We start from the raw sequence: 13164 nt of genomic DNA on the forward strand, positions 1-13164 counted from the left end.
ACTCCCCGTGCCTACCCCAGTCAAGGCGGGGCAACCGGGCGTGGGTTTTGCCCCTACAAGAATTACACGAATCATTTAGGAGTGCTATACCTTTAGAGTTGTTTTATTTTCCGTCTTGGCTAATAGGTTGCTTCGGCCAAGTAAACCGAAAAGTTGCTCCCTCACCTTCAGCAGATTCTAGGGAAATACTGCCCCCTTGACCTTCCACAATTTTTTTCACCAGCGACAAACCTATCCCAGTATTTTCAACTTTATCGCGAGCTTCCAAGGTCTGAAAAATCACAAAAACTTTATCGTGATATTGAGGAGCAATCCCCGGCCCGTCATCCTCTACAGAAAACTCGTAAAAATCATCTAACTCTTTAACCGATATTTTTACATGACCAGATTCAGCTCGGTTGTGCTTAATTGCGTTGCTAATTAAATTAGAAAAAACCTGCTGCAACAGCAATCTTTCTGTCACAAAAGTTGGCATTCCCGGTTCAACTTTCACCTCAAATCCCGACGGCGGCGCCAAAGAATCAATAATTTCTGCTAATAAATTATCAACTTTTACCCTTTCTAAAGCTACTTTAATGCGTCCGACACGGGAATATTGCAGCAGTCCTTCAATCAAAGCTTCCATTCTGTGAACTCTGCCGCGCAGCAGGTTCATTTGGTGCAGAGTATCCTCTGTCATTGACTCGCTGAGGTCTTCTTCTATCCAACTGCTGAGATTTGCGATCGCCCTGAGCGGCGCTTTCAAATCGTGAGAAACTACATAAGCAAACTGGTCTAATTCTTGATTCCGCTTTTTCAAAACATTCGTCGTTTGAGCCAGATTTTGCGCCGTCAACCTCAATTCTTGAGCGCGCAACCGCAGCGATTCCTCAGCTTGTTTGCGTTCCCTAATATCTTCTACCACACTCATCAGAAATTGAGTGCCATTTTGTTCTCGCAGGAGCGAAACCGTCAAGTTTGCCCACACCAACTCTCCGTCTTTGCGGATGTAGCGCTTTTCCAGAGAGAAATTTTCAATTTCTCCTGCTAACAATTGGCGCAAAAGTTCCAGTTCGCTTGCCAAATCTGCCGGCAAAGTAATATCCTGAAATCTTTTCTCCACCAATTCTTGCCGGCTGTAGCCCAAAATTTCGCAAAGTTTTTGATTGACTAACAGAAACTTGCCTTCCACAGTCGCTTGAACCATGCCGACTGCCGCCTGCTCAAAAGTAGCGCGAAACCGCTGCGCGCTTTGGGCTAAAGCAATTTCTGAGCGTTTGCGATCGCTAATATCGTTGCTGATTTCCAAAATAGCAACCGGTTGATCTTGATCGTCGTACTGCAAAGTCCACCGGCTGGCCACCGTTATTTTGGTGCCGTCTTTCTTGGTTCGCACCAGTTCTCCTTGCCAAGAACCCTTCTCGAAAAATACTTTTTGAATTACCTCAAAAGGTTGGGCCCATTCTGTTTGTAGAAGCTGGTGAATATTTTTTCCCATTGCTTGCGACTTCCGCCACCCGTAGAGCCACTTTGCCCCCAAATTCCAATAAGAAATTGCCCCATTCAAGTCTAGTACCGCGATCGTATCGTTGGCCAAATCCAGCATTTGCGCTTGCTTTCGCAGAGTTTCCTCGGCTTTTTTCCGTCCTCTGGCATCGCGGCAAATCGCAATAAACAAGTGTTGATTTGCCAGACGCATTTCGCTGACAGACAACTCCATCGGAAACTTCGTTCCGTCGTGTCGCATTCCAACTGTTTCTTGCTGGTAAGTCTTCAGCGTAGTATCGGGATGTAACACAAAATATTCGATCGAATAATCCCCCACACTGCTGTGCGGCAGCGGTTGAGCGATCAGCCGCCGCAGGTTAGATCCCCTTATTCTATCGGCTTTCTGACCAAAAATGTTTTCTGCTGCCCTATTAAAAGACTCAATATTTCCCTGTGCATCCAAAGTAATAATACCGTCAGCCGCATTGTCTACCACAGCTTGAATGCGACTTTTACTTTCTTCCAAGCCAGCTTCCCGCTTCATCAATTCCTTCTCTAAACTATCAAATAAATACCAGGAAGCCCCTGCACCCAAACAGCCGGAAAGTAAACCCGCAACTTGCACAAAATTAATGAAATCTACCAACTCCCCTAATTGCCGATCTAGACTTTTCTGGTAGGCTTCGCCGGCATTAGCAAACACATTAATTTTTGCGCGCAGGTTCTCCCTCCTCAATTTGCCTTGAGTGAACACCTCAATTATTTCCGGCGACTGCATCCTTATTTCCGAACTGTCCAGCTTATTCAAAGTGTTTTGCAAGAAATTTATATGCTGTTCGGTACTTTTTTTAATTTCTTCAAATCGCTGAGCTTGCAGTTTGTTTTCTTGAACCATAACCTTGAGTTTAGCCAGCAGCGGAGGCAAACTCTTCTTTGCTTCTAAGTAGGGTGATAGAAATTCGCGGCGCTTTGTCAACCCATAACCCCTAACGCTCGTTTCCGCATCCACCACCAGGGTGATCATGCGGTTAGTTTCCTGAAGTAATGCCCTATTAGTATCCGATCGCTTTCTTATCTGTATGGCACTATCCCGGAGGCCGGCAATTGCTAGCAGCGAAGCAAACAGAAAAATCAAGGGAATAGCAATGATGACTGTTCCCCGCTGGCGAATTGGTCGGTCTGTCCATACAAAGTGGAGGCAGCGATCGAGCAAATACTTCACGAATATTGAATGAGAAACTTTGCTGCCAGTATATCGCTTTTTGGCAGTTTAGGCTATGGATAAGTTTGTTTTTTTATGGGGCGATCGTGGGGGACTAACCGTGGAAACTAGATTAGACCCCTGCGATAGCTACCTGCTGACACTAACAGCAGATTTTTTGGCACGGTGTTTAAACGGAGGCAAGGAGAAAGAAAGGACTTTTTTCGACACCGAGACAGCAGGCGAAGCAGAAAGGATCGTTTCTGCTTTACCTTCGTTTTCGGCTTCGGCTTCTGCTTTTAAACTAGAGTCTGTTTCGCAAGGGTTCTGAACAGTTGTAACTACAGTAGTCCACCTGCCTGTCGCCGGATCGCGATAACAAGTAAAAGGATTTATTTTTAGCGGTTGACTGCAAGGTTTAATCATGTAGATGCACTCCTTTGATTCTGAGAAATTCTGCATTGCTTTCAGCAGCAATGCTATATAGCCAGTAGAAACAGTATGAAGGCAAAAAGCAGAATTGTGTTTCTGCGTCCAGAGACTTTTGAAACTTCCTGATTTCCTGTTAAATTTTGCCTTCTACTGGTTCGCGACCATAGCATTACTTTTACCAAATTGGCTTTCTGGAAGCAACCCCCCACCCCTTTAATTAGATTGAGGTGGGATTTGTAAATGCAGCGAGGCGCCCGATCGGGCCTGCAGGACAATTTTGAGATAATATAGGTATTCTAGGCTGAAAAACAATGCTAGTGTGTGATCGACAACAGAGGTCGATCGCGATCGGTGTCACAATTAAAAAGGGAATGGGTAATTGGTAATTGGTAATTGGTAATGGAGGAATTGGTAATCGGGGAATTATTCCATCTTTTGCCATCCGTTAAATCCCTTAAATCCGCTACATAATTACTGGCAAAACCCCCACCCGTTAAATCCCTTAAATCCCCTACATTGCTAGGGAGCCGCTCATATTTGTAAAAACACTTCTTCTGGCTCCTGACTTCTTCCTTCAGGCTCTTTTCTCCTGACTCCTGACTCCTAACTCCTATTTTGGGCTTGGCTGCTTTCATTGAGATGCTCCCCATTGCTAGTTGCCCAACTTGCTTCTAACTAATATCAACTTTTGCCTTTAAATGAACAGTAAAAGTAGAGCCAACACCCAACTCACTCTCAACAGTGATATCGCCGCCCATCATCTGGCAAAACAAGCGACTAATGGCCAATCCTAAACCAGTGCCGCCGTACTTGCGAGTAGTCGAAGCGTCCCCTTGAATAAAAGGTTGAAACAAACCCTGCTGCTGTTCTGCCGACATTCCAATCCCCGTATCAGATACCTGCAAATAAACCCAATCGCTGTCACCTGCTGGTTCGCGAGTCGCGCTTAACAGCACCGTTCCACCTTCGGTAAACTTCAGGGCATTCGAGAGCAAATTGAACAGAATTTGCCGGACTTTAGTCAAATCTGCATACATCACTCCCAAAGTCTCAGAGCAAGAAACTTGCAATTGATTGTGATTTTTTTCGACCAAAGGGTGCAAAGTTGCAACGACTTCTTCTATTAAATTACAGAGGTCAAATTTTTCTAAATAAAGCTCCATGCGACCGGCTTCTATCTTAGAAAGGTCGAGAATATCGTTAATTAAAGTCAGCAAGTGTTTGCCGGCGCTATAAATTTTTTGGGTATCGGGAATGATCTCTTCGAGTCCCGATTCCCGTGCTTCTTCTTGTAGCATTTCGCTGTAACCGATAATCGCGTTGAGCGGTGTCCGCAGCTCGTGGCTCATATTGGCTAAAAAAGTGCTTTTAGCTCTCGAAGCTGCTTCAGCTTTGTGTAAGGCTTCTTGCAAGGCTATTTCGGCTCTTTTGCGCTCGGCAATTTCGATGCGGAGCAGTTTATTGGCGGTGGTGAGTTGAGCGGTGCGCTGATCGACGGTCATTTCTAGCTGCGCTTTGGCTTTGGAGAGGGCTTCCTGAGCCCGCTGGCGCTCAAATCCTTCGATCGCCAGCGCTACCAAATTTGCCAAAGAATCGGCGAAGGTGCGTTCCTCCAGAGCCCATTGGCGGGGGGCACCGATATGTTCGAGAGAGAGGATGCCCACGATCTGCCCACCGAGCCTAATTGCTACATTTAATATGGATGAATTGGGCTTGCTGGCATTTGGCAGCACAGCGGAATGTTCGGCTAGCGAAGATGCGTGGGACAAATTTGTTTGTAGAGATTTTTGAGTCTGTGTCGTAGGTTCTAAACCATTCTCCGATCGCAAATTTTCGCCCGGTGCGTCGCCTTCAACATCTAAAATTGATAAATTTAAATCGCTTGCCGATATGGACTCCCGGCTCAAATGATTCTCCTGGGTGCGATCGTACAAGTCGAGACAAACTAATTTGAGGTTGGGCATTTTAAACTTAGAATGATTAACCCCCTCGTGTTGCTCTGAGGCCGTGGCCTCTGTATCGAGTGCCTCTGTTTGGTTGTGGGCGAGCACTCTCTCCGTAAAATTTAGCTGGGGATCGCTGGGGTAGCGAGTTCCAAATCTTCCGTGGTTGTAAAGCCAGACGCTGACTTTTTCCACATCCAAAGTGCGGGCAGCAGCCTCGGTAATTTCGCGAATTCCCACATTCAGCGCACCGCTGTTGAGAGTCCTCTGCCTACCTAGCTGCAACAAAGCCAAACTCTGGCGGCGGAGCCGCTTTTCGCTCTCTTGGAGGGTTTGTTCTGCTTCCTTGCGCTGGGTGAGGTCGTACAAGGCGCACAATGCTGTCGGCTCGCCGTTAAACACCAGCGACTGAACCGAGATCATCGCCCAGAAAGCTGTGCCGTCTGATTTTTTGCAGTGGATTTCGTAGTTTTGGAGGTATCCCTCTTTAGCAAGTGCCTCAAGTACCTTTGGGCGATCGGCGGGGTTGAAGTAAAAGTCGGGAGTGCTGCAGCCGATCAATTTTTCTAGGGGTATGTTCAGCAGAGAAGCCAATTGAGCGTTCGCATACAGAATTAAGCCGTCACAGAGGCGAGAAACTAATATGGGCACGGGAGTTGCCGAGGCGATCGCCCGAAACTGCTCTTCGCTTGAACGCAGCGCCAACTGAGCTTTGCTCAGCAAGTGAGCTTCCATCGTATCTGAATGTTCGGTGGTAGTCTCCAGCAAAATTTCTAGGTCAACCTTTTCGCGCTTCAAGTTTTCAAGTTCCGCACTCAGCCGCTGAACGTCGAAAAGTAGCTGTTCTGTCGATGGTTCTTCCTGCATAGCAATTGAAAATTGGTAATTTTTAGTCGGTTCTGAAGTTTTTTAGGGTTTTGTGCTTGTTTAACTATGACTTATTCCGATTAACTTCAGCCACCCTGATCCTGGTTCGCGGACTTAGCCGGGGATTCCTGTCTACCTTTTTCGCTATTATTCCAATATTATTCCAATTCTAAGTGCAAGGAAGGCATCAGCCGCTGCAAGTTTTTCAGGGATTTTATCTGCCAGGGGATCTGTTTAGAACCTTTGATGGCCATTTGAATATTTTTTTGCTGGCGCACTTTGATCACAAATTTTGAGACAATATTAATTCCAGAACTATTTAAAAATTCTAGCTTTCGCAGGTCTAGAGTCACCGTGTTTGGGCAGGAGTCGGCCACTTCGTTGAGCAGATCGACGATCGGTGCGTATTCTTCCACCTGGCTGAGTCGGAACGAGCCGCTACAGGTGACTGTTTGCGTAGCGCGATCGTACTGGATCGTGTAATCTTTGGTCTGAATCTCCATACTTTTGTCAGTTGCCGATTTTGAGTGGTAAAGGGGCTTTGGCTGCGTGAGCGAGGATTGAGCTTCAGGCTAGCACGATCAAAATTTACCCGTTTGCCGAATGCCGAAGGCCTTTGCGCGTGTAACTTTTATTACATATACTGCCAACTGTAGCATTGCCCCTGGGCAGTTAGGAGTTATTTTAGGATTTAGCGGTTGTGATACGAGTTGGCAAAAATAATGCAACTGTTGACTAGCTCCCAACCCTGGTAGTCATAAGTCATTGCCAATCTAACATCTCAAATCTCAAATCTCAAATTGTATGAGTTGTGGGGGTTGACGAGACCAACTTGGGCTGAAGTTCCGACCTATCAATTCGATTTTTTTCTCAATTTAGTATTGACAAAATTCCAAAAATGTGAGACATATTTCACATCGGACACAGAAGTGAAGGGGAGAATATTTAATGGCAATTTCAGGAATTACAGAAAAGCTTTTGGCGGCTAAAAAAGCTAAGGGAATTAGTTTTGCAGATTTGGAAAAAGTTTTGGGGCGCGACGAAGTTTGGATTGCTGCGGTTATTTACCGTCAAGCTACCGCATCAGCAGATGAAGCCGAGAAAATTGTCTCGGCTTTGGGACTAGATAGCGAGACGGCTGCGGTTCTCTGTGAACCTCCGTTAAAAGGTTCTTTGGAGGCCTCGGTTCCGGTTGACCCCCTGATTTATCGTTTCTATGAAATTATGCAGGTTTACGGGATGCCACTCAAAGCAGTGATTCACGAAAAATTTGGTGACGGGATTATGAGCGCGATCGACTTTACTTTGGATGTCGAGAAAGAAGCAGACCCAAAAGGCGATCGAGTGAAAATAATTATGTCGGGAAAATTTTTGGAATACAAAAAATGGTAAGCCCGTGCGGCTTTATTTTTAAGTGAAAATTAAAAATTCAAATTGGCTCCCATGACTCATGACTAATCACTAAAGCCTCAAAAGTGTTAACTTAGAAACAGAGATCGCGAAGCTTGACTCCGCCAAAAAACGGAGACAAGCCCCCGACTTAAGTCGTGCAGAGCCCCAAATTTTAGACCCTAGTTCAGCTCCAAAATTCATCTGTGGAGTAAATCTAAAATCTAAAATCTAAAATCTAAAATCGACTGACTGGCTTGGGTGTCCGATCGGGAAACCCTTCTAGGGCACAGCTAAGGTCACTCCCGCGGCAACTTCCCCAGTCGAAACAAGCAACCGCAACCGTAAATTAAGAGGCAAATATGTCAAAATATGACTCCCATCTCAGATGCTCCTTTTGCGGCAAGTCGCAAGAGTACGTCCGCAAGTTAATAGCTGGGCCCGGCGTCTACATTTGCGATGAATGCGTGGAACTGTGCAATGAAATTTTAGAGGAGGAGTTCTTTGACTCCAGTAAAACAATTGGTCAACAGATTCCCCAGTCAGAGGTGCGAGAGTCTCAGGGACAAGGAACCAGGCGCCCAGGTCGATCGAATAAATCGAAAATCGTTTTAGCTCAAATTCCGAAACCAACAGAGATTAAGCAGCATTTAGACAACCACGTCATCGGCCAGCATTCAGCAAAAAAAGTCCTTTCTGTAGCAGTTTATAACCACTACAAGCGCTTGAGCGTTGACCAAGCTAAAGATAGCGACAAGTCTTCCCCTGACAGCGATGTAGAACTGCAAAAATCCAACATCCTGCTAGTCGGGCCCACAGGTTGTGGCAAAACTTTGTTAGCGCAAAGTTTGGCGCAAATGCTCGAAGTTCCGTTTGCGGTAGCGGATGCGACGACACTGACAGAAGCTGGATATGTCGGCGACGATGTAGAAAATATCTTGCTGCGGCTGTTGCAAATGTCCGATTTTGATGTGGAAGCGGCGCAGCGGGGCATTATTTATATTGATGAAATTGACAAGATTGCTCGCAAAAGCGAAAACACTTCGATCACTAGAGATGTATCGGGAGAAGGAGTGCAGCAAGCGCTGCTAAAAATGTTGGAAGGAACAGTGGTTAATGTTCCCCCGCAAGGCGGCCGCAAACATCCTTACCAAGATTTTATTCAAGTTGACACTAGCAAAATTCTATTTATTTGTGGCGGTGCTTTTGTCGGTTTGGAAAAAATAGTTGAACAGCGTTTGGGTAAAAAATCCTTGGGCTTTATTCAGCCAACGGAAAGCGACAGCAACTCGACTTTGCCGGCGAAAGACAAGCGGGCCGCTGATATTTTGCAGCAGGTACAGCCGGACGATTTAGTCAAGTTTGGTTTGATTCCTGAGTTTGTGGGGCGGATACCGGTGGTGACGGTGATTTCGCCGCTGGATGAAGCAGCTTTGATGCAGATATTGACCGAGCCCCGGAATGCGCTGGTGAAGCAGTATCAAAAGCTGTTGAAGATGGACAGCGTGGAATTGGAATTCCAGCCGGAAGCGCTACGGGCGATCGCCCAGGAGGCCTATCGTCGCAAAACTGGCGCGAGAGCTCTCCGCAGCATTTTAGAAGAGTTAATGCTGGATGTCATGTACGAGTTGCCTTCTCGCAAGGATGTGGCTAACTGTATGATTACTCCTGAAATGGTCGAGAAGCGATCGACTGCTGAATTGCTGTGGCATCCCGCTTGGCACAAACAACACGAAACTGCTTGATTTATTGTCTGTAAGGTGCGCTTCGGCGCACCCTACAAGCTTGGCAAATTTACTTTATGACAGTTAAAAAAATGTCAGTCAATGTAGCTAAAGCCAGTAAAAAATCGAGATTGCCAGTATCCAGTTTGCTGCCGAGGATTGCAATTTACAGCGCGGTTATGGGTGGCCTCATGGCATCATTTTACGATTTCAAACTCAATAAACTTTTCATCTCCAGCGATCCGAAATCCTCAGAAGCAAAACAATATATTAATAGCATCAATAGAGCGCAGCAAGCTTACTATGCAGAGTACGGTAAATTTAGCGATAAAATTACCCAATTGGGTCTAGGAATTAAAGAACAAACCGATGACAATAATTACACGCTTGTCTCCTCAATGGGTCCGGTGCAAACCTGGTACAATCAACGCCAATCGGCACAATTTGAAAGCGCGATCGCGATTGCCAAACCTAATGATATGAGTACCGGGAAATCCTACACTGGCGCAGTGTTTGCTTTTAAAGAAAAGGGCAGCAATATTATAACAACTATTGCTGCAATTTGCGAGAGCGATCGAATTAATGCAAGTTATGCAGAAACTTGGAATCCGCCAACTTTTGACGGCAAAGAAATTCACTGCCAGCCCGGAACAACTATCTTAAGGTAAGACCTTGAAACTATTTTGCGCCACTCTTTCACCGTCTAAGTAAAATTCAAACTTCCAATTGCCAGGTTTGTCATCCTTTTTAAAATTGTACCAGCACCAAGTATTTAATCGATCGCCCGTCGTTTTTAAATAAGATTGACTTTGGGCTGCGAATAGTCCTTGAGGGTTGACAACCTTACAATAACTTTTATATTCTCCTTCTGGCAAGTTAACAGCACTTACAGCAAAATAGACTTTTTTCTTTTGCTTCAAAGACCAAACATCTCTAAGTTTCGTTGATTCTAATTCGTCAGTTAACATTACTTGAGTCTTAGGGTTCAAATTTGCTGAGCTGATTACTGGTTTGAGATCTACTGCTGTTTGAGGTTCGGGAGATTTCCAAAAAAGCGGAATAAAAATAGCAGAAATTGCTGTTAATACTCCGACTGAGATCAATATCGGTTTTAAGTTGTTACGCTGCTGAACTACTTCGAGGGGAATCAAAGCATTTAAGGCCGCATCTGCGGAAGGATAGCGGTGTTTGAAATTAGGTTCCACCATTTTTTGCAGCCAGTCAAGAAATTCTGGAGTTAGCTGCGTCAAGCGATGTTTAAAATTAATCCGCCCGGTATCGTCCATCAAACTGCCAACTTCGGTAGAATTGATGCCGATTAGCAAGCAAATTAGCGTAGCGCCGAGACTGTATAAATCCGATGCAACAGTTAGCTGCCGATTGAACATTTGTTCTGGCGGCATAAAGCCCAAAGTGCCCTTAACAACGCTGCTGGCGGCCACTTCTCCCCCGCCGATTCTAGCAAATCCGAAATCGACAAGGCTGACATTCAGGCGATCGTCCACTAAGATATTCTCCGGTTTTAAATCTCGGTGAATTACTGGCGGAACGCGGTTTTGCAAGTATTTAAGAATTTCTAAAACAGAGATAGCAATTTGCTTGATTTGCTGTGGCGTTAGCTTGCGGAGAGTTGCGAGGGAATTGGCATTTTTGTATTCCTGTACCATGCAGAAACCCGATGCTGTTTGGAAGGAATCTAAATACCGAGGAATGCTGGGGTGATCCAGTTCTCGCAAAATCTGAATTTCTTGTTGGCACGCTTGATATTGAGCCCAATTAGCGCCTGTTTGGGCAAATTGAAATTGTTTGACAGCGACGGAACGTTTGGTATTAATTTCGGTAGCGAGATAGGTAACTCTCCCGCCGGCGCGATTGTGTCCGAGTTCGCGAGTTACTTGATAGCCGTAGTTATAAAAGTCAGGAAAAGCGTTCATAAATTTGTAAGGTTTGTAGTAAGGACTTCAGTGTTTAAAATTATTGAATAATCCGAACTAAAGTTATTAGTAGGAAGGGTTGATTAGGGTTTAATTAAATATGGCTGGGATTTGCGGTAGGCAGCAATCATTATGTTTCTTTTAAGAACAATCAAGTAAAGTAAAGGAATAGCGGTGACGAGGAGAGGGGCAGTCGCACTTGCTGCTAAAACTAAAACTTTTAAGGGTTCGAGCGATCCCATCTCATTGGCCAACCTTAAGTATAGTTGAAATACGACCCCTAAACTGATGTAAAATCCAGCGGTGAGAAATGAAATTGCTCCAGCATCTTTCTTAAAAAAACCTCTTTTAATCTGTTCGTAAGTTCTGGTCTTAGCTAAGGTATAAACTACCTTGAAAGAACCCAAATTAGTAAGCAAAAGCACAAATATCACTGCCATACTCGTCGGTAAAGAAAAGACCATCAAAAGTCCACAAGCTACAAATGCCAGGATTGTCAAACTCCTACTATTCTCAAAATCACCTGAAGCACCAACTATAGCTGAGATCACAAAACCAACAAGTAAAGCGATGTCTTTACCCGTACTATTACCAAAACCACTACCAAGTGATGAAAAAGTAATCGCTGCCAGTAATATTGCTGTAATTCCTAAAGTGGCTCCTAAGATAGATGGAAACCCATTTACAGTTTTATTTCCTTTTGTATATCGATTCTTTTCTGTTTCTGTATATAGTGTCTTTTCTGCTGCTGCAAAACCCGGAAGTAGCACAGCTATTAAGGTGAAAAACATCCATCGCTCCATCGGGTTGCTTAGCAGCCAACCGACGCAGATAAACACCAACATAAAACTCCCTCTATCTTTAAACAAATATGGCATTTGCTTTGGTTCTGGAAGAGGAGCCGTTTTAACTTGAATCTCAATTTTATGGGTATCTGGATCGGAATTAACGTGGAGTATCATCTGGCGATGATAAATTTTACTTGCTAACAATTTGCTCGTATCTACCGTTATTTTGCACCTAACCTCATTGCCCTCAAATTTCTGCGGTTCAAAGGAGATGCAAGGGTGGTCGTAAGGAGTATGTGGCGGATCGTTCGGGTGCGGTGCTACTTCCCATCGACCTGCTAAAATTGTATCGGGAATAGGGTTGCTAACGGTAACGATTTGTGTTACTTTTTCTCCATATTCTGCGGCGGTGAATTGAATGCGATCGCGCTCAATTCTCACTTTCGGCAAGCTGCTGACATCCAAAGATTTTAGCGCAGTTAAAGCATCCGCAGCCGATGGATATCTGTCTTGCAATCTCGGCGCTACCATCCTCTCCAGCCAATTCATCCAACCCTGCTGCAATGGCGGTACTAAATGCCGGAAATGAATACCATAATTGGCATCAACTAAATTACCGATATCCGCAGATTTCGTACCAGTTAACAAGCAAATCAGCGTTATCCCCAAGCCGTAGAGATCCGAGGCTTTGGTTAATTGTCGGTTGAACATTTGTTCCGGTGGCATGAATCCCATCGTGCCTTTGACAACGCTGCTAGCCGCGATATTTCCACCTCCTAGCCGAGCAAAACCGAAGTCTACTAAATAAACATTGAGTTCGTCATCTATTAACAAGTTTTCCGGCTTGATGTCGCGGTGAATTATCGGCGGTTTCTGAGATTGCAGGTTAACTAAAATCTCTAAAGTTGCGATCGCAATTTGCTTGATATCCGGCGGCGAAAAAGTCCGCGCGACAGCAGATTCGGCATTTTTGTATTCCTGCACCATGCAGAAACCGCTGTCAGTTTGAAAAGAATCGAGATAGCGGGGGATGCCCGGAAAATCCAGTTTTTGCAAAACTTTAATTTCTTGTTCGTAAGCTTCGTATTCTGCCCAGCTAGCACCTAATTGGGCAAATTGAAATTGCTTGAGTACAACTAATTTTTGAGTGTTCGTATTTTTCGCTAAGTATGTAACTCGGCCGCCGAGACTGTTGTGTCCGAGTTCTTTTTCAATCTGATAGCCGTGAGTGGAAAAATCGGGGGAGGCGTTCATATAGTTTGTAGTAATGTTTTTGTGGGAGGGGTTTTATCCTGTCAGCAACAGGCAAGATGCCTGTTCCACAAAGAGTTATTTTTTTGGTGGGGTTTTATCCTGTCAGCAACAGGCAAGATGCCTGTTCCACAAAGAGTTATTTTTTTGGTGGGGTTTTATCCTGTC

The 13164-nt window shown here is 44.9% G+C and carries 10 protein-coding genes; 3 read left to right on the forward strand and 7 right to left on the reverse strand.

The window, feature by feature from the left end; genetic code table 11:
• Positions 1 to 103 precede the first annotated feature (103 nt).
• The 5 genes from QUB35_RS19815 to QUB35_RS19835 form a co-directional block, all read right to left on the reverse strand.
• Positions 104 to 2689, reverse strand: a complete 2586-nt coding sequence (locus tag QUB35_RS19815) for a PAS domain S-box protein (RefSeq protein WP_333143479.1) — start codon at positions 2687 to 2689, stop codon at positions 104 to 106.
• Between the two features lie 129 nt (positions 2690 to 2818).
• Complete coding sequence (locus QUB35_RS19820; RefSeq protein ID WP_333143480.1) at positions 2819 to 3094, reverse strand: hypothetical protein; 276 nt, start codon at positions 3092 to 3094, stop codon at positions 2819 to 2821.
• 320 nt (positions 3095 to 3414) lie between these two features.
• Positions 3415 to 3735, reverse strand: a complete 321-nt coding sequence (locus QUB35_RS19825; RefSeq protein ID WP_333143481.1) for a hypothetical protein — start codon at positions 3733 to 3735, stop codon at positions 3415 to 3417.
• A gap of 36 nt (positions 3736 to 3771) precedes the next feature.
• Positions 3772 to 5910, reverse strand: coding sequence for an ATP-binding protein (locus QUB35_RS19830; RefSeq protein WP_333143482.1), 2139 nt, complete (start codon positions 5908 to 5910; stop codon positions 3772 to 3774).
• 158 nt (positions 5911 to 6068) lie between these two features.
• A complete protein-coding gene (locus QUB35_RS19835; protein WP_333143483.1) occupies positions 6069 to 6413 on the reverse strand; it encodes a slr1659 superfamily regulator in 345 nt (114 codons plus the stop codon).
• Positions 6414 to 6858: 445 nt separating this feature from the next.
• Between QUB35_RS19835 and cynS the strand changes: the two genes are divergently transcribed.
• The 3 genes from cynS to QUB35_RS19850 all read left to right on the forward strand — a co-directional run bounded on the left by cynS (position 6859) and on the right by QUB35_RS19850 (position 9691).
• Positions 6859 to 7302, forward strand: a complete 444-nt coding sequence (gene cynS, locus QUB35_RS19840) for a cyanase (RefSeq protein WP_333143484.1) — start codon at positions 6859 to 6861, stop codon at positions 7300 to 7302.
• Between the two features lie 359 nt (positions 7303 to 7661).
• Positions 7662 to 9044, forward strand: coding sequence for an ATP-dependent protease ATP-binding subunit ClpX (gene clpX, locus QUB35_RS19845; RefSeq protein WP_333105768.1), 1383 nt, complete (start codon positions 7662 to 7664; stop codon positions 9042 to 9044).
• A gap of 56 nt (positions 9045 to 9100) precedes the next feature.
• Complete coding sequence (locus QUB35_RS19850; protein WP_333143485.1) at positions 9101 to 9691, forward strand: type IV pilin-like G/H family protein; 591 nt, start codon at positions 9101 to 9103, stop codon at positions 9689 to 9691.
• Here the strand turns inward: QUB35_RS19850 and QUB35_RS19855 are convergent.
• Together QUB35_RS19855 and QUB35_RS19860 are read right to left on the reverse strand one after the other, a co-directional pair.
• Positions 9683 to 10957, reverse strand: a complete 1275-nt coding sequence (locus QUB35_RS19855; protein ID WP_333143486.1) for a serine/threonine-protein kinase — start codon at positions 10955 to 10957, stop codon at positions 9683 to 9685. The genes QUB35_RS19850 and QUB35_RS19855 overlap by 9 nt on opposite strands.
• An 83-nt stretch (positions 10958 to 11040) precedes the next feature.
• Positions 11041 to 12999, reverse strand: coding sequence for a serine/threonine-protein kinase (locus QUB35_RS19860; RefSeq protein ID WP_333143487.1), 1959 nt, complete (start codon positions 12997 to 12999; stop codon positions 11041 to 11043).
• Between the last annotated feature and the right edge of the window lie 165 nt (positions 13000 to 13164).

It is taken from the genome of Microcoleus sp. B13-B6 (genome assembly GCF_036705405.1).
Taxonomy (GTDB): Bacteria; Cyanobacteriota; Cyanobacteriia; order Cyanobacteriales; family Microcoleaceae; genus Microcoleus.